Consider the following 22,429-nt stretch of genomic DNA (forward strand, 5'->3'; position numbering starts at 1 on the left):
CACTGCTTTTGACGAGCGCCGCATGCTGAATATAGCAATCACGACTGGCGAGCCCGCCGGCATCGGTCCCGACATCACCGTGGCAGCGCTGCTGCATCTGGCACGGCAGACATCGTCGCGCTATGCCGATGTGCAGTGGCATGTGATCGGTGATGCCGCCTTGCTGCAAGCGCGTGCCGATGCCATTGGCCAGGGGGATTTCTGGCGCGTGGCGTCCACGGCGCTGACCATCGTGGAGCGCCCGCTCGGCGCGCCGGTGCGTGCGGGCGTGCTCGACGCGGCCAATGGGCGCTACGTGCTCGATCTGCTTGACGCCGCCATCGACGGTTGCCTGCGCGATACGGCAGACGGTGCACGCTACGATGCGATGGTGACGGCGCCGGTGCAGAAGAGCACCATCAACGATGCCGGAGTGCCCTTCACTGGCCATACCGAATACCTGGCCGAACGCAGCCATACGCCGCGCGTGGTGATGATGCTGGCCGGCCCGCAGCCTGCGCACAACAACGCCATGCTGCGCGTGGCCCTGGCGACCACACATCTGCCGTTGCGCGAGGTGCCGGATGCCATCACGCCTGCTGTGCTCGACGAGACGCTGGACATCGTGCAGCGTGACCTGCGCGCCCGCTTCGGACTGAGTGCACCGCGCATTCTCGTGACCGGGCTGAACCCGCATGCCGGTGAGTCTGGCCACCTCGGCCGAGAGGAGATCGAGGTGATCGAGCCCGCCATTGCCCGCGCGCTGGAGCGGGGCATCAATGCCCGTGGCCCGTATCCGGCCGACACGCTGTTCCAGCCGCGCCTGCTGGCCGATGCCGATTGCGTGCTCGCGATGTATCACGATCAGGGGTTGGCGCCGCTCAAGTACGGCACCTTCGGCCACGGAGTGAACATCACGTTGGGCTTGCCGTTCGTGCGCACGTCGGTTGACCATGGCACCGCGCTGACGCTGGCCGGCACGGGCCGCGCCGAGTTCGGCAGCCTGCTCGAGGCGATCGACACTGCCATCGCCATGGCGCGACACGCTTCTCGGGCAGCGCGTTCCTGATTTCCGCTTTCACCTTTTCGATTTCGAGTTACACGATGGCACGATCCACGACTGGCGTTCACCAGGGGCACCAGGCCCGCAAGCGCTTCGGCCAGAACTTCCTGGTCGATGACGGCGTGATCCACGCCATCGTTGCTGCCATTGATCCGAAGCCAGACGACGTGCTCGTCGAAATCGGCCCGGGCCTGGGCGCGCTCACCGTGCCGCTCATGGAGCGTGTGCGCACACTGCAAGTGGTCGAGCTGGATCGTGATCTCGTTGCACGACTGCAGCGGCGTTTCGGCGATCGGCTGATCGTGCATGCAGGCGATGCGCTGGCGTTCGATTTTGGCTCGCTGCACGAGGCAGACCGGCCGCTGCGCATTGTCGGCAACCTGCCGTACAACATCTCCAGCCCGTTGCTGTTTCACTTGGCTACGTTTGCCGATCGCGTGCGCGATCAGCATTTCATGCTGCAGAAGGAGGTGGTCGACCGCATGGTGGCCGAGCCGGGCAGCAAGGCGTTCAGCCGGCTGTCGGTGATGCTGCAGGTGCGGTATTACATGGAGCCCGTGCTGGACGTGCCGCCGGGCTCGTTCAACCCGCCACCGAAGGTGGATTCCGCCGTGGTGCGGATGATTCCGTGGCCGGCAGACACGTCGCCCTACGCGCCGGTGGATATGCGTGCGCTCGGCACGGTAGTGACGATGGCGTTTTCGCAGCGGCGCAAGGTGCTGCGCAACACGCTGGGCGCGCTGCGTGACGTGATCGATTTCGACGCGCTGGGCTTCGATCTGGGCCGTCGCGCGGAAGAGGTGGCGGTGGAAGACTTCGTGGCGGTGGCGAACGCGCTGCCGGCGGGTCGTGTCACCACGGGCATTGCCGGCAGCGAGTCAGACCTTAGCGAAGATTGACGAGCAGGATGCCCGAGAGCACCAGCGCGGCGGCCAGTGCAAAGCGCAGTCCGACCGGTTCGTGCAGCAGCAGTACACCAAACGCCACGCCAAACAGCGGCGTCAGGAACGAGAACACCGATAGCCGCGACGCCAGATAGCGTCGCAGCAGCCAGAACCACGTCAGGTAGCTGGCAAACGCAATCAGCACGGACTGATAGGCGAGGCTCGCCAGCGCGGTCGGCGTCAGGTTGGCCGTGAAGGCTTGGCCCGTGCCCACAGCCATCACCAGCAGCAACACCGCCGAGACAGCCAGTTGGTACAGCAGCGTCTTCGCCGCCGGCGCTTCCGACAGCTTGCTCGCGCGCACGACGAGGGTTGTTGCGCCCCACAGCGCACCTGCGACCACGCCCAGCCCATCGCCCAACGACGTCGACGGGCCAGCCGCCGGGTGCAGGATGCCATCGGCAAACGCCAGCACGATCCCCGCAAATGCAATACCGATGCCGATCCACTGGCGCGACCGCAGGTGCTCGCCCGCCACGAAGACGTGCAACCCGAGTGCGGTGAAGATTGGCGCGGTGTAGAGAAACACCGCCATGCGCGAGGCCGTGGTGTAGCCCAGGCCGATGAAGATGCACAGGAACTCGACGCCAAACAGGATGCCCGCCATCAGCCCGCCGGGCAGCGTGCCATCGCGCACCGACAGGCACGTGCCGCGCCACAGTGCAAACGCCAGCACTAGCACAGAGGCGATCGTCGAGCGCACGCCCGCCTGCATGATCGGCCCGACGTCGTGCGCGGCGACCTTGATGGCGACCTGCTGAAAGCCCCAGCACATGCACAGCACCACCATCAGGCCGATGGCGGTGCCGTCCAGCGGGCGACGGAGCGCCTCAGTGGCGGTTGCCATCGGGCATCGAGCGTGCCTGGATCAGCTCGATCTTGTAGCCGTCCGGATCTTCCACAAACGCAATGACGGTGCTGCCGCCCTTGACCGGGCCGGCCTCGCGTGTGACCTTGCCGCCAGCATTGCGGATCTGGTCGCAGGCTTGTGCAGCATTGTCGACTTCGATGGCAAGGTGGCCGAACGCGGTGCCGAGCTCGTACTCGCTCACGCCGTAGTTGTAGGTCAGCTCGATGACGGTGTTGCTGGCTTCCGGGCCGTAACCGACGAAGGCCAGCGAGTACTTGTATTCGGGGTTGTCGCTGGTGCGCAGCAGTTGCATGCCAAGCACCTTGGTGTAGAAGTCGATCGAGCGCTGCAAGTCGCCGACGCGCAGCATGGTGTGGAGCATTCGCATGGGGTTTCCTTCCTGGGGGACTGCGGGGAAGGCGATATTGTAGGAGCGGATGCCCGAACGTGCAGGAGCCGATTCAGAATCGGATGACGGCGCTGGCCCAGGTCATCGCGCGTGGCTGATCGCCGAGCAGGGGATCATCTCGGACCCGGATGGCGTGGCTGAGGCTCAATGTGGCGCGCTGGCTGACCGTGTAGCTCACGCCGGCGCCATAGCCATCCATCGTGACCCGGTTCGCGCCGCTGCGCACAAACTTTTGCGCTGCCGCCTGCGCGCGGTCGTAGAACGCCTGTACGGCCAATCCCTTGACGACGGGCACGGCTATGTTGAGCGTGGCGGAGGCCACGTAGCCGCTGTCTGCGCTCACCGTGTCATTGCTGTAGGCGCGCACGGCGCCGGGTCCGCCGAGCATCATTTTTTCCGAGCCGTCGAGATTGCGCGAGGCGTGTTGTGTGTTGATCGACAGATCGAGCACCATGCCGCGCCGCAGCCCCTGGCTGAACTTTGCGGACGTCGTCATCTTGTAATAGGTGCCACGTGTTTGTGCGCTGTTCCAATCATCGGTATTGCGCAAACGTCCGCCGCTCGTGCCGATCTGGTATCGCAGAGCGTTGGGCAGTCCGGCTATCTGGCCTTGTCGGTCTCCGGAAAGCTGCAGGTTGAGCACTTGGGCCGTGCGCGGGTTGGGCAGATCGAAGAGCGCATCCGACATGCGCTTGGCATCCAGATTCGCGCTGACATCCAGGTTGGCGGTTGGGCGGCGCAAGAGCGGGTAATTGCCATACAAGCTGAAAACGGTCGCATAGCCTTTACCCAGATCCCGGTACAGGCCTCCCAGCGTGTAATCGACGCGTGAGACCGCCACACCGGCGCGCGCGCCCCGTACGCCAACCGGCGCGTCATACGACACGTGCCCGATGACTGTGCGCCCGCCATCGCTGTCGTGATTGAACTGGAGGAAATCGGGCGCGCCGTACAGCCCGGCCTGGAGGCGGTCACCGAGCCCAAGCGGGCTGTTGACGTTGACTTGTGTGCCGACGCGATTGCGCCCACTGGTGCGCGACCCCGCGTTGTCGAGCACGAAGGCGCCTTCCTCGCGGGGGCGGCTTCGGTGCTGACGGACAGCACTGTGCCGCCAGGGGTTTGCCCGGGAGACAGCACCGGCGTCAACGTGCCGACGCCAGGCAGCTCGGACAGGCGGGTCAGTTGGTCCTGCGCGGTTTGCACGTCGCCGGTCAGGGTGATGCCGCTGGCCAGATAGCTTTGCAAGACACGGTCCCGCACCAGTGAGCGGTTGCCCTTGAGGTGTATCGCCTCGACATGGCCGCGCAGCACGCGCAAATGCACAACACCATCGACCATGTCCTGTTCTGGCACGTAGGCGTACGAAATGCTCTCGCCGTTGTCCAGCAGCACGCCTGTCACCTGCACGGCCACGTTGCGCACGTCGGTGAGCGTCATGTCACGGTCGCGGTAGGGCGCGACGATGGCATCGACGAGCGGCTTCAGGCGTTCGGGCACGTTGTCGACTTCGATGCGTGCAATGCGCACGTGCTCCTCATCGGTGGCGGCCGGTGTGGCCGCCTGAGGGCGAGTGCCCTCAATGGCCGGCGCATCACCGACATGCCGATCGATGGGCGCATTCAGGGTGGGGTTGCTCTGCAAAAGCGAGCCGCTGGAAGGCGTGCCCAGATTGCCGCCCGGCAGGCTTTGCGCACTGGCGGGCAAGTACGACAACGCGCCCGAGGCGAAGAGCCCCAGGGAGAGAAGGGAAGATCGGGTATCCATGGCAAACAAGACGTGCGAAAGCCCGGGCAATGCCGGGCCTTCCGCACCAGCCGACGCGAGCCTGTCAGGCTTTCGGCGGGTGCGTTCTGTGACAGTCGGCTTTATCGACGGGGCAGGCCGATCGTCCGGCCGTACACGACGTCGCGCAGCACGCCGTCAAACACTTGGCTGTTCGCCGCGAGCTTGTAGGTCAAATCACCGTAGACCTGCAGGCCAACCCACTTGTCGACGTTGCCCTGCGTTTCCAGCGTGAGGTTGCCGGTCTGGGCGCGCCCCTGCAGGGTGATGCCCTTAGCGCCTTGCAGGTAGGTGTCCCCGTAGGTCGACAGGCGCCCCACCGTCAGGTGACCACCCATCGCATTGAGATGGACCGCGTTGCCGTAGATCTGGCCGGTCAGGGTCACGTTCTCGAGGGCATCGATCGTGATGTTGCCCCGGGCGTCCAGCAGCGGGTTGTTGTTCCACCCATCGGCCATCGAGACGTTCCTGCCGAAGATGTTGACGTCACCAAACGTCGTGACAGGATTGTCAAAGACGACTGAGTCACTGGCCGCAGACAGGTTGCCAACGACGAAGACATTGCCAAGCCGCATCTCGCCCTTCTCAGACATGGCGAGGATGTTGGAGGCCTGGGTGCTGGCAATGGAGCCGCCGTTGCGTGCCGTGAGGTAGACATTGCCCATGACACGGTTCGAGTAGTTCCGCCCGTTCTGCATGAGGTCGACCGTGTTGCCTATCGTAGTCAGATCGCCAGACACCCACAGGTTGGAGAGCTTCACGTCGCCTTGGGCGACCGCAGTCATGTTTCCGTCGGCAGACATGGAGCCGAAGGAGATGCTGGAGATATCGCCGTCACCGAAACTCGCCAACGTGACGTTGCCGCGGGTGGGGGCGCACGTAACGCACGCTTGGTCGAAGCGCGTCAGCTTCCTGGCCTCGATCGTGCCCGCATTGTTGATCACGGAGCGGGTCAGAGAGTCGCGTGCCCAGGCAGTGAGCATGATGTCGCCGTCACGGGTTCTGATGAGGCCGCGGTTGGAAACCAGGGCTTCCAGGCCGGCTTTGTCCACACCGACCTGCAGGCCGGAGTCTGCGAACGTCAGGGAGATGTCGCCCCCGCTGGCAAGCGTCACATCGCCGTTCAAGGAGTAGAGCGTGCCTCCATTGGTGACGTTCTTCGCACCGACCAAGGCGATCGACTCGTTGGCCAAGACGAAGCCGTCGTTGGTCACGTCGCCTTGCCCGCCGCCAGTGAAACGCAGGCGGTCGGCCTTGAAATCTGCGTCGCTGATGTTCAGCGACGAGGCCACCAAGCTCCCGACGCTCACGTTCGCGCCCCGGCCGATCAGCACGCCGTTCGGGTTCACGATGAACACGCGCCCGTTGGCATTGAGTGAGCCGAGAATGGTCGTGGGGTCGACGGAGTTGATGCGGTTCAGAACGGCCGAGGTGGCGCTCTTCTGGTTGAAGTTCAGCGTGTCGTTGGCGCCGACGTTCATCTGGTCCCAGTTGACGATCATCTTGTTGCTCGTCTGGGTGACCGTGGTGGTATTGCCGTTGCGGCTTATGCTGCCGGTGCCGTCGACAATGGTGCCGTTGCCGACCGCATGCGCGGCTTGAGTGCCTGCCAGCAGCAGGGCGGCCAGGGCGATGGAGCGAATGTTTGTGGACGTATGCTTCATGTCGTTCATCCGAGTAGTTGGGATGAACGACGATACGAAGAATGCTTCATCGCTAGAATCAGACAGGGCCCAATACAGTCTCCGTAGAGACACGGATGACGGCACGGTGTCTGATCGGCTAGTGTCCCGTTCCGCTGCAGTTCATTAATCTGTTAAGGCTCCCGGCCAGGGTTGAATTGCGATAGTGGTCCAGGGTTGAAGCACCCGCCGTCGCCACGCGTGTTCTGGGGCATGGCTTGATGCGGCGGGAGGCTTAGCCCTGTGCCTCGACCTGCTGGCGCAGCCGCTGGATGTCGACACGCTGCAGATAGCGCGTGATGTTCTGCCAGATCGAGTGGAAGCCGTATCCGCCGTGCTGCAGCTCATCCAGCGCCTGTTCCTTGGTCCAGCCCTGGTACACCACGCGATACAGCGCCGACACCAGCCCCGTGCGATCCGCACCATGCTGGCAATGGATCAGCACCGGGCCATCGCGCTCGACCTCGTGCAGGGCCTTGAGCGCAGCCACCATGTCTTCGTCGCGGATGTTCCACGTGTTGATCGGAATGCGCTGCATGGTGATGCCGCTGCCCGCCAGGATCTCGCTGTCCGAATGGAAGGCGCGGAAGCTGATGACCTTCTTGATACCGAGTTTGTGCAACTGGGGGAGGTCGCTCTTCGAAAGCTGCGCGCTGCGATAGAGTGACGGCGTAATGCGGTGCAGGTTGTTGACCGGCGCGTCCGTTACGCTTTGCGCCCACTGGAGTGGGCGGTTGGCTGACGATGGGGCGGGTGGCGTCGTGTCTGCGCAGGCCGATTGGAGTTGGCCGATCAACAGCAGTGCGGCAGTGGCAAGGGCGAGAATTCGCATGATGGGCAAGTCAGCGCACGACGGTGCGCGCGCGGGAGAGGAAGAACAGCACGACCGCCGCGGCGCTCATGGTCCAGTAGTCGGTCGGGGCAAAGGCCGTCCAGTGGATGTGCCAGGGCACATTGGCAGGCGTGAACTTCGCGATGCCGTAGGCGGGGTTCAGCACGAACCAGAGGAAGTCCTCCACCAGCCAGAAGACCATGATGCAGGCGATGATGCGCGCCTCGATGCGCCACGACCACTGGCCGTTGAAGACCACCGGCAGGTGGAAGAACAGCGCCACGAACGGGAACACCCACGCGTGGTAGCCCGTCATCGGGCGGCCGCCCCAGAAGAGGTCGAGCAGCCAGTGCTTTTCGATGCGCCAGGTGGGCAGGTTGGCTGCCCAGCCGGCGCTGCCCTCGATCTGGATTTCGACGTTGGCAAAGAAGAAACCGAGCAGCACCACCCAGGCCACCAGCGCCAGCGTGCGGCGTCGTGGAATGAAATCGGTGGCGTTCATGCGGCGTGGGCTTGTGCGCTGAGACCCAGCACGCGATCGAGCACGAACTGCGCCGCGTTCGGGCGGCCCAGGGGCGCAATCTTGTGCCGCATCGCCGTCAGTCGATCCGGCTCCTTCAGTAACGCATGGATGCGGAATTCGAGCGCGGCATCGTCGATGGCCTTGAGTGCGACGCCTTGCTCCAGCAGGAAGTCGGCATTGCGCTCTTCCTGGCCGGGGATGGGCGAGTTGACGATCATCGGCAACTGCATGGCCAGGCATTCGGAGGTGGTCAGGCCGCCCGGCTTGGTGATGACCAGGTCGGCGCAGGCCATCAGGCGCTCCACCTGGTGCGTGAAGCCTTGCGGGAAGAGGCGCCCTGGATGCCGCTGCGCAACGCGCTGCAGCGCTTCCAGCATCGTCTGGTTCTTGCCCGCCAGCGCAATGAGCTGGAAGTCGCCGTCCATTGCCAGCAGCCGTTCGGCCAAGGTGTCGAGGCCACCCAGGCCAGCACCGCCCGACATCATCAGGAAGGTCTTGCGCTTCGGGTCGATGCCGAACTCCGCTGCACAGGCCGCGCGGTCGAGTGGCTTGCTGAACGCCGGCATCACGGGAATGCCGCTCACGTGCACGGCATCGGCTGCCAGCCCGCGCTCGCGCATGCGCCACGCAATCTCTTCATTGGCCGCGAAGTAACCACGCATGTTCGGCACGATCCACATGCTGTGCAGGTCGAAGTCCGTCACCTGCACCCAGACCGGCACGTCCAGGCGTTCTTTGCGCAGCTCGCGTGAGAGCAGCTCCGCCGGCAGGAAGTGCGTGCAGATGATGGCGTCGGGGCGCTGCCGCTTGATCTCGGCCAGCAGCGGGCGGCTGTTCAGCCGTTCGACCGCGCGGCGGATCTTCTGGGAGAACGCGCTGGGTGCTGTCTCATCGGTCTTCTGGTACAGATAGCCCCACAGCGCCGGCTGGTTGCTGACCAGCTTGATGTAGAAGTCGGTGTAGAGCTTGCGAAAGCCGGCCGAAACAAAGTCCATCACATCGAGGTGCGTGGCGTCGATGCCCGCGGGGTGCACATCGGCGAAGGCGCGAATGGCTTCAGCGGCGCGCATGTGGCCGGCGCCGGCACTGACACTCAGGAGCAGAATCTTCTTCATGGTTGGCGTAGGAGTTCCGGCGTCATCGGGTTGCCGGGTGGCGTATTCTCCACCAACCGTGCCGCCTGTGGAATGCACCATCCGGTCAGGCAGCGGGCACGCACGTCAGCGCGGCGCGATGGGCGGCAGGTCGATCGAGGTGCCGTCCGTGCAGCCCAGGAATTGCCACTGGCTTGGCTTGAACCGTGCGTCGGGTCCGTCGGGTTCCGGTTTGCCGAATTCGGCATTGATGTCGTACTCGATCGAGGGCGCATTGAAGTGGGCCACCTGCCCGCGCTTGCAGGTAACAGACTCGGGTTGGCCCTCGTGGGTCAGCTTGCCTTTCGTGTCGTAGTCGAACCGCGGGCCGATGGCCTGGTCCTTGGCCAGCACGAGCGCCATGTCCAGCGTCGACACGTCCATCGATTCGACATCGACCCCAGCCACCCGGACCGGATGGGGAAAGCGAACGGTGCGCAGGCCGCGCAGCGACAGGGGCATGTCTTTCTTGCCGTTGTCGAACACGTCGTAGCGGTGGATCCGGCTGCCGGCAGGGATCACCAGCTCGCCGTACTGGAAGTCTCGATCGAGGGTGAAGTCTTCCCGCGCAGCCTTGTTGACTTGTTCTTCGTTGATCTCGCGATCAATGCGGGCGGATACATAGAACAGGTACCCGCTCCACAGATCCGCCACGGCAAGGAAGATCGCTAGCGCCCACATCCATCTTCGCGCTTTCCGAGAAAGCGGAGGCCGCTTCTTGTACGCCCTTGCCATGACGATACCGACCATCGGGATCGTCCCCAGTACACCTACGAGCGGCGCGATGAAGAGCACCACGAAGGCCAGCAGGGAGAGGACGGGCGCAAAGATCATGGAGGGCGGCGCTGCGTGCCCGCGCCGTGCGTGGAGGGCGAGGGGGCGCCCTCAGAACGCCGGCAGATATTCCGGCGGATGCGAACGCAGTTGTTCGCGTGCTTCGCGGAATTCGGGGAAGATCGATTCCACCGTGTCCCAGAAGCGCGGGCTGTGGTTCATTTCCTTGAGGTGCGCAAGCTCGTGCGCGACCACGTAGTCGATCAGGCTCATCGGGAAATGCACGAGACGCCAGTTCAGACGAATCTTGCCGTCGGCCGTGCAGCTGCCCCAGCGCGTGGCGGCGGACGACAGCGCATACGCGCTATGCCGCACGCCCAGGCGCTCGGCATACACATCGAGCCGCTCACCAAACAGCCGGCGCGCCTGCGTTTGCAGCCAGCCTTGTACACGGTCCTTGATCTGCTGTTCGGTGGCCGAGGGCGGCAAGCCCAGATGCAGCATGCACGCATCGGCATCGAACATCAGCGCGCCGATGGGCGACTCCAGCTTCAGCGTGATCGACTTGCCTAGGAAGGGCAGCGACGCACCATCCTGCCACTCCATCGGCGGCAGCACGCGGCGTGCGGCGCTGGTGCGCCATTCCGCCAGCTTGGCGAAGATCCACTTCTGCTTTTCGGAGATGGCGTGTTCGATCTCCCCCAGCGTGACCCAGCGCGGTGCTGTGATGGACAACCCACGGTCATCGATGACAAAGCCGATGGTGCGCCGCGACGAGCGCTTGAGGTTGTACACCAGTGCACGCTCGCCCAGCGTCAGGCGGCGCTGGTTGGGGCCAAGCGGTACGGTGGTGGGATCGACTGCCGGTGGGGCGAGGAGGGTGGCGTCCGGTTGCGAGTGCGGGGGCGACGGGGCTTCAGGCGCGAGCAGTGGCAGCTCAAGCTGCACGCTGTCGGCGGTGGTGGGCGAAGTCGGTGGTCGCAGCAGTTTCATGCACGCTCGCGGTAGCTGTCGGCGTCGATTCTACGCATTTCTGTTTCGATCCACGCTTCGACTTCGCGGTTGAGTTCGTCGCTGGTCTTGCCGGCGGTCGAGATGGCCGGACCGACCGACAGCGTGATCAGACCCGGATGCTTCAAGAACGAATTGCGCGGCCACACGCGCCCGGAGTTGTGGGCGATGGGGATGACCCATGCGCCGGTATCGACGGCAAAGCGCGCACCGCCGCTCTTGTAACGCGGCTTCGGATCGCCCGAGCGGGTGCGTGTGCCTTCCGGAAACATGATGACCCACGCGCCGTCGGCCAGGCGTTCCTTGCCCTGGCGCGCCACCGAGGCGAACGCGTTGGCACCGTCCTTGCGGTTGATATGCACCATTTTCAGCAAGCCCAGCGTCCAGCCGAAGAACGGCACGAACAACAGCTCGCGCTTGAACACGAAGCACAACGGGCGCGGCATGGTCGCAACATACGCCATGGTCTCCCAGGCCGACTGATGCTTGGAGAGCAGGACCACCTGCTTGTTGGTGGCGACCGCCTCTTCAATATGTTCCCAGCCCTCGTACTTCCAGCGGATGCCGACCAGGAAGCGCGCCGCCCAGATCACGGACTTGGTCCAACCCGTCACCATCCAGAAACGGCGATGTGGGTTCAGGATCGGAAACACGATGAAGCAGGCCACCGCATAAATCGGGGTCCAGACGACCAGGAAAATCAGGAGCAGCAGCGAACGGATGAAGGTCATGGATGGCAATTCAAGGGGCACGCGAGGGCGTGCCCTGGGGAGCAGGCGACAGCAATGCACGCGCAAACGCGCGCAGGTCTGTGTGGATTTGGGTGCCAGGCGGCAGGTTGCCGGCGTCGCGCGTTTTGATGCCCTTGCCGGTCAGCACGAGATGCGGCAAGGCGCCAACTTCCACGCCAGCCTGCAGGTCGCGCAGCGAATCGCCGACCACTGGCACGCCCGTCAGATCCCGGTCAAAGCGGCGCGCGATCTCGCGGAACATGCCGGCTTTGGGCTTGCGGCATTCGCAGGCGTCCGCGGCAGTGTGCGGGCAGAAGAAGACGGCGTCGACGCGGCCGCCAAATGCGGACAACGCCTTGTACATCTTCTCGTGCATGGCGTTGAGCGCGGCCGCTTCAAACAGTCCGCGGCCAATGCCTGACTGGTTGGTCGCGACCACCACTTCGTAGCCTGCCTGGTTCAGCTCGGCAATCGCCTCCAGGCTGCCAGCGATGGGGATCCACTCGTCGGGCGACTTGATGAACTGGTCGCTGTCGAGGTTGATCACGCCATCACGATCGAGGATCACCAGCTTGGGGACGTGAGGCATATCAGGCTCCGAACAATGCTCAAGCGGCCAGCTTGGAGATGTCCGCCACGCGGTTCATCAGGCCATGCAGCTCGCCCAAGAGCGCCAGGCGGTTGTCGCGCTGCGCGGTGTCGTCGGCCATCACCATCACGCCATCGAAGAACGTGTCGACCGCTTCGCGCAGGCCGGCCAGCGTCTTCAGGGCGGTGGTGAAGTCGCCGCGCGCGAAGGCATCGTGCACCTGCGGCTCGGACGCGGCCACGGCCTGGTGCAGCGCGCGCTCGGCATCTTCCTTGAGCAGTTGCGGCTGCACCGCGCCGATGGCCACATCCGTTTTCTTCAGGATGTTGGTGATGCGCTTGTTGGCGGCGGCCAGCGCTTCGGCTTGCGGCAGGGCGGCAAACGCACGTACGGCTTCGAGGCGCGCGACGATGTCGTCCAGGCGCTGCGGGCGCTGGCTGACCACGGCTTCCACCTCGTTGGTGCTATAGCCCTTGTCTTTCAGGTAGCCGCGCAGGCGGTCGTACAGGAAATCGGTGATGGCGGCCAGGTCCGGTTTGACGGCGGCGATGCCGTCGAAGCTCGCGGCGGCAATCTTCAGCGCATCGTCGATCGTCAGCGTGAGCGGCTTCTCGATCAGCATGCGCAGGATGCCCAGCGCGTGGCGGCGCAGCGCGAACGGGTCTTTCTCGCCCGTGGGCTGCAGGCCGATGCCCCAGATGCCGACCAGCGTTTCCAGCTTGTCGGCCAGCGCCACCACGGTGCCGGTGGCGGTGCTGGGCAGCGCGTCGCCGGCAAAGCGCGGTTGGTAGTGCTCTGAGCAGGCCAGCGCCACATCATCGGGTTCACCGTCGTGGCGGGCGTAGTACGTGCCCATCGTGCCTTGTAGCTCGGGGAACTCGCCCACCATGTCGGTCAGCAGGTCGGCCTTGGCGAGCAGCGCGCCGCGCGAGGCGTGGGCCACATCGGCGCCGAGCTTTTCAGCGAGTTGGCCAGCAATGGCCTGCAGGCGCGATACGCGCTCCAGCTGCGTGCCGATCTTGTTGTGATAGACCACGCGCGAGAGCAGCGGCACGCGATCGGCCAGCGGTTTCTTCTTGTCTTGCTCGAAGAAGAAGCGGGCATCCGCCAGGCGCGGGCGCACCACGCGCTCGTTGCCCTGGATGATGGCTTCTGGCGTGCCGGTGGCAATGTTCGAGACGATCAGGAAGCGGTTGCGCAGATGGCCTTGCGCATCGGTCAGCGCAAAGTACTTCTGGTTCGTCTGCATGGTCAGGATCAGGCACTCCTGCGGCACGGCGAGGAACGCTTCCTCGAAGTGGCAGGGGTAGACCACGGGCCATTCGACCAGCGCGTTGACTTCGTCCAGCAGCGCTTCGGGCATGACGACCGTATCGGCGCCGGCCGTCTTGAGTAGTTCAGCGCGGATGGCTTCCTTGCGCTTGCCGTAGCTGGCGATGACCTTGCCTTGGGCTTCCAGCGTGCTGGCGTACGACGTGGCATCGGCGATGACGATGTCGCCGGCCGACAGGAAGCGGTGGCCCAGCGTCACGTTGCCCGATTGCAGGCCCAGCGCACTGACGGGGATGACTTCGCTATCCAGCAGCGCGATCAGCTTGTGCGCCGGTCGCACGAACTGCACGCTCTCCATATCCTGACCGTTCGGGCGCTGGTACGTCATCACCTTCGGGATCGGCAGGTTGGCGATGGTTTGCGACAGCGCGGTCTGCAGGCCCTCTGCCAGCACGGCGCCGCGCGCGGTGTAGCGATAGAAGAGCGATTCCGCCTTGCCGTCCGGTGCGCGTTCGAGTGACTCGGGCGCGATGGCTTCCACGCCCACCGTCTTGGCCAGTGCAGCAAGCTTCTTGACCAGCGGCGCGGCCGGTTTGCCTTCAGCGTCAAAGGCGATGGTCACGGGCAGCACCTTCTCGCGCAGCTCGCGATCGGGCGCGGTACGGCGCACGCCGGTGATCGACGCAGCCAGGCGGCGCGGCGTGGCAAAGCCTTCCACGGTAGCGCCTTCTTCGAGCAGGCCTTGCGCCGACAGACCGTCAAACAGGCCGCGCGCAAACGCCTCGCCCAGGCGGGCCAGCGCCTTGGGTGGCAGTTCTTCGGTCAGCAGTTCGATCAGGAGGGTGGACATAGCAGTTGAATCGGTGACGTCGTTGTTCTGCGCCGCTCGGGTCTGAGTGCCGGAGCGGCGGTTACGTATTTCGGTTAGCAGGGCGATCCTGGCACGGGCTCCACGCCCGAGAGCAGCCACACGCCGTTCTGCTGCTGGAACTGCAATTGCGTGCCGGCGCATTGGCCCGGAGGCGGCGGCGGTGCGATTGGTGCGGGGTTCGTGCCGGGCGGGGCGGCATCACGGCGCAGGAAGCGCGCGGACAGCGTGCCGCGGCGCTCGTCATAGCGCACCTCTTGCAGCGTGCCGGACACATTGAATTCCAGCCGGCTCGGCAGTTGTGCCGACGAGCGGAACACGCGCGCACGGCGCTGCGCCTTGGCCCCGGAGCCTTGCCACTCGACCCAGGTGAGCGGGAAGCGCAGGGCGGTGGCGTACGTGCGCAACGGCACGCGGTGCCAGCCGAGGTCACGCGCGCCGGACAGGTCACAGGCCATCGTGCGTACCAGGCTCGTCCATTGGTCGAGCGCGGGCGGCGCCGGTGTCCATGCCGCGCCCAGCGCTTGCTGCAGCGGCTTGGAATCGGCCACGCAGATCTGTGTCAGGTTGTTCGGCACGACGAAGATCTTTTCCGTCGATGCGGGTTTGGACGTGCGATGCCGCGCCGCTTGCGCAACGCTTGCCGGCAGCGCCAGTGCGGCAATCGACGCCGCTGTCAGCAAGGCCAGCCCACGTCGCGCGGTTTGGACCCGCGTGGCCGTCATGCAGCCTCCGTGGCCGCAGCAGCGGTGCCGCACATCGGGAAGCCCAGGCGCTCGCGCGAGTCGTAGTAGGCCTGTGCGACCAGGCGCGACAGGTTGCGGATACGGCCGATGTAGGCCGCGCGCTCCGTCACCGAAATGGCGCCGCGTGCGTCGAGCAGGTTGAACGTGTGGCCGGCCTTGAGCACTTGCTCGTAGGCGGGCAGCGCCAGTTGCACGACCGGCGCGCCTTCGTCTGCTGCGCCGGCATCACCCTCCGCGCGTACGCCCATCAGGCGCTTGGCTTCGGCTTCGTGCTCGGCAAAGCGGCGGAACAGCACGGTGGTGTCGGCCTGCTCGAAGTTGTAGGTCGATTGCTCGACTTCGTTCTGGTGGTAGACGTCGCCGTAGGTCAGGCGGCGCTTCACGGGGCCATTCGGGCCCGGCTCTTCCCACTCGGTCCAGACCAGATCGTAGATGTTCTCGACCTTCTGGATGTACATCGCCAGGCGTTCGATACCGTAGGTGATTTCACCGGTCACCGGCTTGCAGTCGAGGCCGCCGACTTGCTGGAAGTACGTGAACTGCGTGACTTCCATGCCGTTGAGCCACACCTCCCAGCCGAGGCCCCAGGCGCCGAGCGTGGGGTTTTCCCAGTCGTCTTCCACAAAGCGGACGTCGTTCTGCTTGAGGTCCAGGCCCAGCGCTTCCAGCGAACCGAGGTACAGGTCGAGGATGTTCTCCGGCGCGGGCTTGAGCACCACCTGATATTGGTAGTAGTGCTGCAGGCGGTTGGGGTTCTCGCCGTAGCGGCCGTCCTTGGGGCGGCGCGACGGTTGCACATAGGCGGCGCGCCACGGCTCGGGGCCGATCGCGCGCAGGAATGTGTGCACGTGCGAGGTGCCGGCGCCGACTTCAAGGTCGATCGGTTGCAGCAGGGCGCAGCCCTGGGCGTCCCAGTACGACTGCAGCTTCAGGATGAGTTGCTGGAAGGTAAGCATGGTGGTACCTGGTGGTCCGCCGCGGCCAGAACGTTCGGGGCGCAGCGTGACGGTGGAATGCAGCGGCGGGCACGAGAAGCGCATCGCCCCGTGCCCGCCGTAAAACGTTGAATTTTAGCGTTTTTTGTCAGCCGCCCCGGAAAGTGGCTCGAAAGCCCTCCGGATGGCGGCCGATCAGTTCGTTACGGTGCGACGACGGCGTACCAGCGCGACCAGCAGCACCAGCACGCCCGCGCCCAGCGCAGGCGCGTTGCCGGCCCGCACAAACGGCGTCAGGCCTTGCGTGCCCTGCACCTCGGCCTGCAGCGTGCCCAGCGTAAAGACCGGCAAGCGCGCCTGTACGCTGCCGTCCGGGCGCACCACGGCGGTGGCGCCGGTATTGGTGGCGCGCAGCATCGGCCGTCCGGTTTCCAGTGCGCGCATGCGTGAGATCTGCAGGTGCTGGTCCAGCGCAATCGTGTCGCCAAACCACGCCAGGTTGGTCACGTTGGCCAGCATGGTGGCGGGCTGGTTCGCGTGCCGCAGCGAGGCAGCGATCTCCTCGCCGAACAAATCCTCGTAACAGATATTGGGCGCGACGCGCTGGTCGGCCACCGTCATGGCGGGCTGCACCGGCAGGCCGCGCCGGAAATCGCCCAGCGGCATGTTCATCATGTTGACGAACCAGTGGAAACCGAAGGGGATGAACTCGCCGAACGGCACCAGGTGGTGCTTGTTGTAGCGGTACACGCCCTGGAACTGCGGGCCGACGCCGAACACGCTGTTGGTGTAATCCACCGCCGAATCCTGGCTGGCCGCACCAAACAGCACGCTGGAGCCGGTGGTATCCACGTACGTGCGGATGGCCAGCGCGATCTCCTGCGGCATCTCCTGGATCATGATCGGGAAGGCCGTCTCAGGCGTGATCACCAGCTGCGCGGGCTGCTCGGTGACCATCTTCGTGTACAGCTCCAGCGAGCGCTCAATGCCGGTCTGCTGGAACTTCACGTCCTGCGGCACGTTGCCCTGCAGCAGGCGCACCGAGATCGGCTTGCCTACGGGCTGCGTCCACGCAACGCCGTGCAGCGGCCAGCCGGCCACGAGCACGCCGGCGCCGACGATGGCGGTCAGCCAATGCAGGCGGCGCTCGGCCGCCACGCACAGCAGGCCGGCCAGCGTGGCTGCGATCAGCACGATGCCGTACACGCCCACCAGCGGCGCATAGCCGGCCAGCGGGCCATCGGTGTGCGCATAGCCGCCGTTGATCCAGGGGAAGCCCGTCCACACCGTGCCACGCAGCCATTCCACGACCGCCCACGCCGCGCCGAACACGAGCGCGGATGCCGTGCCCGACCACCGTCCGCGTCGCGTGAACCACTGCCACGCCCATACCGCCAGCGCCGGATGCAGCGCCAGGTAGCCCGCGAACAGCAGCACCGCCAGCCCGGCCATCCACGCCGGCATGTCGCCGTATACGTGCATGCTGATGTAGAGCCACCAGACGCCCGAGAGGAACCAGCCAAGCCCGAAGGCATAGCCAACCCAGGCGGCATCACGTAGCCGGGGTGCGCGTCGCACCAGGGCTGCGAGCCCTGTCAGCGACAGGATCTGCAGCCACCACCAGTGATTGGGCGCGAACGACAGCGTATGCATGACGCCCAGCAGCACCGCCAGCGGCATGGCCGCCTTACGTTGTGAGATCGGCAGCCGCGCGAGCGGCCCGGCAGGTGGCACAAGCGGGGCGTCCTGCCGACGGGGGGACGCCCCGGCAGGGGAGGAGAACTGAGCGGGCACGAAGGTCAGACGGTGTTGGAACCAGTTGCGTTGACCGAGGCATCGCCGCCGGTCGGGGTGGTGAGACGGCGCACCAGCAGCACTTGCACCTGCCTCGCATCGGCGCGCAGCACGTCGAACTGCAGCGTGCCCAGGACGATCTTCTCGCCCCGGTGCGGCACGCGGCCGAGGTGGTTGGACAGCAGCCCGCCGATGGTGTCGACGTCCTCATCAGAGAAGTGCGTGCCGAAGGCTTCGTTGAACTGCTCGATTTCGGTCAGGCCGCGCACGCGCATGTGGCCATCGGCGGTGGCGAGGATGTTGTCCTCTTCCTCTTCGATGTCGTATTCGTCTTCGATGTCGCCGACGATCTGCTCGAGCACGTCTTCAATGGTGATGAGGCCGGCCACGCCGCCGTACTCGTCCACGACGATGGCAATGTGGTTGCGGTTGACGCGAAAGTCGCGCAACAGCACGTTCAGGCGCTTGGATTCCGGGATGAACACGGCCGGGCGCAGCATGTCACGCACGTCGAAGTCTTCATCGGTATAGAAGCGCAGCAAATCCTTGGCCAGCAGGATGCCGATGATGTTGTCACGGCTGCCCTCGTAGACCGGGAAGCGCGAATGCGCCGCTTCCTGCACGTAAGGGATGAACTCAGACGGCGCGTCGGCGATGTTGATCGCGTCCATCTGGGCACGCGGGATCATGATGTCGCGCGCGCACAGGTCCGAGACCTGGAAGACACCTTCGATCATCGACAGAGAGTCGGCGTCGATCAGGTTGCGCGCATGCGCGTCTTGGAGGATTTCTAGAAGCTCGGCCCGCGATTCGGGCTCGGGCGAGATGAGGTCGGTCAGACGTTCCAGCAGCGATCGGGGTTTGTCGGCTGGCTTCGGACTGGGATACGGATCATTCATGGCGCGGTCGCGCGTCGTTAAACATCGGGCCAGCATACACCAAAAGACTCGCCGTCCCGATGACGCAGGGGGCGGCTTGGTGGACGCCTTCCAACACAGCGCGGGCTGGGCGACGAGCCTCCCGATGTGCGTTGAATTGCACTTCAGGAGGCCGGCCCGGGTGGCACGGCATGGCGCCTGCCGAGGGGGGAACGGTCAGTCGCCGTTGGCCTTGCCGCCTTGCTGGTGACCGTCGTCACCGGTGTGCCCGCTACCCTCATCATTGCCTGTGCCCTGGTGGCCGTCGCCACCGTGATCGTTGTTGCCCTGGCCGCTCTCGTCCTGGCCTTGGTGAGTGCCCTTGTCCTTGTGATTGCCGTTGTCGTGGCCGGAATGGGTGTGGTCGTCACCATTGCCATCGTGATGGCCGTGGCTGCCGGAATCGCCGCCGCGGTCGTGGTTTCCGCCGCGATCGTCGCCACCGCCATGGTCATGGTTCCGGCCGAGGTTACCGTCGCCCCCGTGGTTGTGATCCCCGCCGTGGTTGCCATCGCCACTGTGGTCATGGTCGCCGCCGTGCGGGCCGTGGTGATTGCCATGGTCATCGCCTCCGCCATGGTCGTGGTCACCATCGCCGCCGCGGTCGTGATCGCCGCCATGGTTGCCACCATGGTGGCCGTCATGGTCGTGATCATGATCGTGGTCGTGATGATGCCCACCATGGTCACCGCCATGGCAGCTTCCGCAGGGGGATGGGACCGGGGCGGGGCTTGGGGTCGGTGCTGGCGTCGGTGTCGGACTCGGACTCGGACTCGGACTCGGACTCGGACTCGGGCTAGGGCTAGGGCTAGGGCTAGGGCTAGGGCTAGGGCTAGGCGACTTGCCTGGTGCCGGAGCCGGGGCTGGCGCGTTGTTGTTCGTGGACGGCGGCGCTGTCACGTTGCTGGACACTGGCGCGGGGGCGGGTGTCGTGACAGGGTCCGGCGTGTTGCCGTGGTACCGGCCGAGCGTGGTGGCGCCGGCGTAGGCCGTCCAGCGTCCGGCGATTTCCATATCGGCGCCGGCCAGCCAGTGGTCGCCGGTGGCGCCAACGCCCACCAGGGCCTTACTGCTCGCAAAGTCGTAGCCGCCGCCGATGAGCGCCTGCACGCTGGTGCTGCCGACCACCGCCTGCACACGCGGCCGGATGGTGCCCTGCGCGATCATGAAGTTCACTTCCGCGCCGACGACGTTGTTGCTGCCCGAGACATTGACGGTGCGGCAACCAATCTGCGCACCCGGATGCCATGCACCGTCGAACACGACGACGATGCCTGCGTAGCACGATTGCTTGTGGTCTGCGTGTGCGATGCGCGGTGTGACCGCGAGCGCAGTGCCGACACCCACGCTGACCAGCAACGTGGCCCATGGAATGCTGTCCATGAAACGTTGACGCATGATGACCTCCCCGCGGGGCCGAGCCCGTCTGTGCGCGGGTTGGCCCATGACGCCTTGTGTGGCGACGTGTATCGAGCGCGCTCGGGTGGCGGCTTATGTGTCGAGGATAGGGATTGCCATGGCAAAGCCCATGCACCGTACGGAGAGCAGTGCCTGTACCAGATGGCCGACGGCTGAAGGGGAGCGTATGAGCGATTCGGCGGGCGCGCGCCTGCATCGAATGGCGGAGGAGATGCCGCAAACCCTTGTCAGGACTTGATCTGCGGAAAACGGACTTGATTCAGTGTTGAAACGCGATGTTGCGTTTCTGTAGCAGGAAACAAAAACGCCGGCACGTGGCCGGCGTCTGATAACGATGCGGGAGGTGCGTCAGCGGCTTGCGTACGGATCTGCAAAGCCCAGATCGCCGAGGATCTCGGTTTCGATGCCTTCCATCTCTTTGGCATCGGCCGGGTCTTCGTGGTCGTAACCCTGCGCGTGCAGTGCGCCGTGCACGATCAGGTGCGCGTAGTGCGCAACCAGCGGTTTGCCTTGTTCCTTGGCTTCCTTCTCCACCACCGGGCAGCACAGCACGATGTCGGCGGCCACCGGGTCTTCGTCGCTTTCTGCGTACGAGAACGTCAGCACGTTGGTGGCGTAGTCCTTCTCGCGGTACGTACGGTTGAGCGTGCGGCCTTCTTCTTCGCCCACAAAGCGCACGGTGAGCTGTGCATCGGCAAACAGCGCGGGGGCGATCCACGCTTCGATGTCCTTCTCTTTCGGCAGCGCCTTGCGGGCAGCGGCCTTCAGCTCATCGCCGTGCTGCACGGTGAGGTCGAGCGTGAGCATTTCTGCGTCGTCGAAGGCTTCGCCGCCGTGGTTCCAGAACGTGTCGTCGAGTTCTTCAGTGCGCTCGGTCTGCACCGGCTCGGCCTCGATGCGCAGCGTGACGCTGTCGTGGTGCTCCGGGCGCAGCGACAGCATGGCATTCGTGTTGGTGTCCGAATGCTCGGCAACCAGGGTGATGGCGCCATCGGCGGTATCGGGCACGCTGATGATCAGGCTGCGGCCATCCGCAAAGGCGATGCGCAGGGCGCTGGCATCCACCGTCTTCGGCTTGCCCTTGGCATCGAATACATCGACGCGCGGGCCGAACGACTCAGCGGCCGCAGGTTGGGTCTTCTTGGTTTTTGTTTTGGTGTCGGTCTTTGCTTTAGCCACGTTCAGGCGTCCTTATGCTGGGCATGGAATTCGTCGTAAGCCTCGACGATGCGGGCCACCAGTGGGTGCCGCACCACGTCGATGCTGGAAAAGCGCGTCATCGACACGCCGCGCACGTCACGCAGCACGTGCTGCGCTTCGATCAGGCCGCTCTTCTGGCCGCGCGGCAGGTCGATCTGCGTCGTGTCGCCGGTAATCACGGCCTTGGAGCCGAAACCGATCCGCGTGAGGAACATCTTCATCTGTTCCGGCGTGGTGTTCTGGGCTTCGTCCAGGATGATGAAGGCGTGGTTGAGCGTGCGCCCGCGCATGTACGCAAGCGGCGCAATTTCGATCATCTGGCGCTCGAACATCTTCTGCGTCTTGTCGAAGCCGAGCAGGTCGTACAGCGCGTCGTACAGCGGGCGCAGGTACGGGTCCACCTTCTGTGCGAGGTCACCGGGCAGGAAGCCCAGGCGTTCGCCGGCTTCCACGGCCGGGCGCGTCAGCACGATGCGCTTGACGGCGTCGCGCTCGAGCGCATCCACCGCGCAGGCCACCGCCAGATACGTCTTGCCCGTACCTGCCGGGCCGATGCCGAACGACAGGTCGTGCGAGAGGATGCTGCGCAGGTACTCGCGCTGCATCGGCGTGCGGCCGTGCAGATCGGTGCGCCGCGTGTGGAGCACCGGCGACAGGTCGTTGCCATCGGGCACGTCGGTGCTCGATTCCGGCACGTAGGCACCATGCGCGGCCACCTGGCGGGTCTCGACAAGGCCGAGCTGGATGTCGTCCACCGACAGCGGTTCGCGCGCGGCGTTGTAGAACGATTCCAGCGCATTGGCTGCGCCGCGCGCATTGGTGCCACGCACGGTGAACTTGCTGCCGCGCCGGCTGATCGTCACGTCCAGCGCCTGCTCGATCTGGCGCAGGTTTTCATCCAGCGGCCCGCATAGGTTCTGCAGGCGTGCGTTGTCGTTCTTGGGCGCGGTAAATTCAGCGGTGGTCGGTTTCATCC

21 protein-coding genes and 1 pseudogene are annotated in these 22,429 nt (G+C 65.2%); 2 read left to right on the top strand and 20 right to left on the bottom strand.

The annotated features are described in order from the left end of the window. Positions 1-22: 22 nt before the first annotated feature. Both pdxA and rsmA read left to right on the top strand, forming a co-directional pair. Positions 23-1,048 (top strand): 4-hydroxythreonine-4-phosphate dehydrogenase PdxA, encoded by a 1,026-nt coding sequence (gene pdxA / locus F7R11_RS05180; protein ID WP_064801681.1) that lies wholly within the window; start codon positions 23-25, stop codon positions 1,046-1,048. 35 nt (positions 1,049-1,083) lie between these two features. Continuing rightward, positions 1,084-1,941 (top strand): 16S rRNA (adenine(1518)-N(6)/adenine(1519)-N(6))-dimethyltransferase RsmA, encoded by an 858-nt coding sequence (gene rsmA / locus F7R11_RS05185; protein ID WP_064801683.1) that lies wholly within the window; start codon positions 1,084-1,086, stop codon positions 1,939-1,941. On the opposite strand, the gene F7R11_RS05190 is transcribed toward rsmA, so the two are convergent. The 20 genes and pseudogenes from F7R11_RS05190 to F7R11_RS05285 form a co-directional block, all read right to left on the bottom strand. Beyond that, positions 1,928-2,833: a DMT family transporter gene (locus F7R11_RS05190; protein WP_064801685.1), complete on the bottom strand. Its 906-nt coding sequence runs from the start codon at positions 2,831-2,833 to the stop codon at positions 1,928-1,930. The two genes, rsmA and F7R11_RS05190, sit on opposite strands and share 14 nt — an antisense overlap. Next, positions 2,817-3,224: a lactoylglutathione lyase gene (gloA, locus tag F7R11_RS05195; protein WP_064801687.1), complete on the bottom strand. Its 408-nt coding sequence runs from the start codon at positions 3,222-3,224 to the stop codon at positions 2,817-2,819. Before gloA ends, F7R11_RS05190 begins: the two co-directional genes overlap by 17 nt. Positions 3,225-3,297: 73 nt before the next feature. Then, entirely contained in the window at positions 3,298-4,302 is a 1,005-nt protein-coding gene (locus tag F7R11_RS27265; protein ID WP_064801689.1) for a ShlB/FhaC/HecB family hemolysin secretion/activation protein, read from the bottom strand. Positions 4,303-4,556: 254 nt separating this feature from the next. Continuing rightward, positions 4,557-5,009, bottom strand: a pseudogene (locus F7R11_RS27270) (POTRA domain-containing protein); the annotation flags it as partial. 101 nt (positions 5,010-5,110) lie between these two features. Then, entirely contained in the window at positions 5,111-6,691 is a 1,581-nt protein-coding gene (locus F7R11_RS05210) for a two-partner secretion domain-containing protein (RefSeq protein ID WP_064801691.1), read from the bottom strand. A gap of 253 nt (positions 6,692-6,944) precedes the next feature. Further along, a complete protein-coding gene (locus F7R11_RS05215) occupies positions 6,945-7,541 on the bottom strand; it encodes a dual specificity protein phosphatase family protein (protein WP_064806158.1) in 597 nt (198 codons plus the stop codon). A gap of 10 nt (positions 7,542-7,551) precedes the next feature. Next, positions 7,552-8,043 carry a hypothetical protein gene (locus F7R11_RS05220; protein ID WP_021196547.1) on the bottom strand — a complete coding sequence of 164 codons (492 nt, stop codon included), beginning with the start codon at positions 8,041-8,043 and terminating at the stop codon, positions 7,552-7,554. Beyond that, on the bottom strand, positions 8,040-9,179 hold the full coding sequence (locus F7R11_RS05225) for an MGDG synthase family glycosyltransferase (protein ID WP_064801694.1): 1,140 nt from the start codon (positions 9,177-9,179) through the stop codon (positions 8,040-8,042). The genes F7R11_RS05220 and F7R11_RS05225 overlap by 4 nt, the downstream gene beginning before the upstream one ends. A gap of 105 nt (positions 9,180-9,284) precedes the next feature. Then, positions 9,285-10,031 carry a hypothetical protein gene (locus tag F7R11_RS05230; protein ID WP_151180508.1) on the bottom strand — a complete coding sequence of 249 codons (747 nt, stop codon included), beginning with the start codon at positions 10,029-10,031 and terminating at the stop codon, positions 9,285-9,287. Positions 10,032-10,082: 51 nt separating this feature from the next. After that, on the bottom strand, positions 10,083-10,964 hold the full coding sequence (locus F7R11_RS05235) for a M48 family metallopeptidase (protein ID WP_064801698.1): 882 nt from the start codon (positions 10,962-10,964) through the stop codon (positions 10,083-10,085). Further along, on the bottom strand, positions 10,961-11,713 hold the full coding sequence (locus tag F7R11_RS05240) for a lysophospholipid acyltransferase family protein (RefSeq protein ID WP_021196551.1): 753 nt from the start codon (positions 11,711-11,713) through the stop codon (positions 10,961-10,963). Before F7R11_RS05240 ends, F7R11_RS05235 begins: the two co-directional genes overlap by 4 nt. A gap of 10 nt (positions 11,714-11,723) precedes the next feature. Continuing rightward, complete coding sequence (gene gmhB / locus F7R11_RS05245) at positions 11,724-12,302, bottom strand: D-glycero-beta-D-manno-heptose 1,7-bisphosphate 7-phosphatase (RefSeq protein WP_064801700.1); 579 nt, start codon at positions 12,300-12,302, stop codon at positions 11,724-11,726. 19 nt (positions 12,303-12,321) lie between these two features. Further along, on the bottom strand, positions 12,322-14,424 hold the full coding sequence (gene glyS, locus F7R11_RS05250; RefSeq protein ID WP_064801702.1) for a glycine--tRNA ligase subunit beta: 2,103 nt from the start codon (positions 14,422-14,424) through the stop codon (positions 12,322-12,324). A 74-nt stretch (positions 14,425-14,498) separates the two neighbouring features. After that, the gene (locus tag F7R11_RS05255; RefSeq protein WP_064801705.1) at positions 14,499-15,167 is read right to left on the bottom strand and encodes a hypothetical protein; all 669 of its coding nucleotides are present in this window, start codon (positions 15,165-15,167) and stop codon (positions 14,499-14,501) included. Further along, entirely contained in the window at positions 15,164-16,144 is a 981-nt protein-coding gene (gene glyQ / locus F7R11_RS05260) for a glycine--tRNA ligase subunit alpha (RefSeq protein WP_031329865.1), read from the bottom strand. Before glyQ ends, F7R11_RS05255 begins: the two co-directional genes overlap by 4 nt. A 174-nt stretch (positions 16,145-16,318) precedes the next feature. Then, positions 16,319-17,803 carry an apolipoprotein N-acyltransferase gene (gene lnt, locus F7R11_RS05265; RefSeq protein ID WP_390624364.1) on the bottom strand — a complete coding sequence of 495 codons (1,485 nt, stop codon included), beginning with the start codon at positions 17,801-17,803 and terminating at the stop codon, positions 16,319-16,321. Between the two features lie 119 nt (positions 17,804-17,922). Further along, positions 17,923-18,816 carry a CorC family transporter gene (locus tag F7R11_RS05270; protein ID WP_064801707.1) on the bottom strand — a complete coding sequence of 298 codons (894 nt, stop codon included), beginning with the start codon at positions 18,814-18,816 and terminating at the stop codon, positions 17,923-17,925. 195 nt (positions 18,817-19,011) lie between these two features. Further along, the gene (locus tag F7R11_RS05275; protein WP_151180509.1) at positions 19,012-20,232 is read right to left on the bottom strand and encodes a hypothetical protein; all 1,221 of its coding nucleotides are present in this window, start codon (positions 20,230-20,232) and stop codon (positions 19,012-19,014) included. Positions 20,233-20,601: 369 nt separating this feature from the next. After that, on the bottom strand, positions 20,602-21,432 hold the full coding sequence (gene ybeY, locus F7R11_RS05280) for an rRNA maturation RNase YbeY (RefSeq protein ID WP_064801711.1): 831 nt from the start codon (positions 21,430-21,432) through the stop codon (positions 20,602-20,604). 2 nt (positions 21,433-21,434) lie between these two features. Then, positions 21,435-22,427, bottom strand: a complete 993-nt coding sequence (locus F7R11_RS05285; protein ID WP_064801713.1) for a PhoH family protein — start codon at positions 22,425-22,427, stop codon at positions 21,435-21,437. Positions 22,428-22,429 lie beyond the last annotated feature (2 nt).

It is taken from the genome of Ralstonia insidiosa (assembly GCF_008801405.1).
Taxonomy (GTDB): Bacteria; Pseudomonadota; Gammaproteobacteria; order Burkholderiales; family Burkholderiaceae; genus Ralstonia; species Ralstonia insidiosa.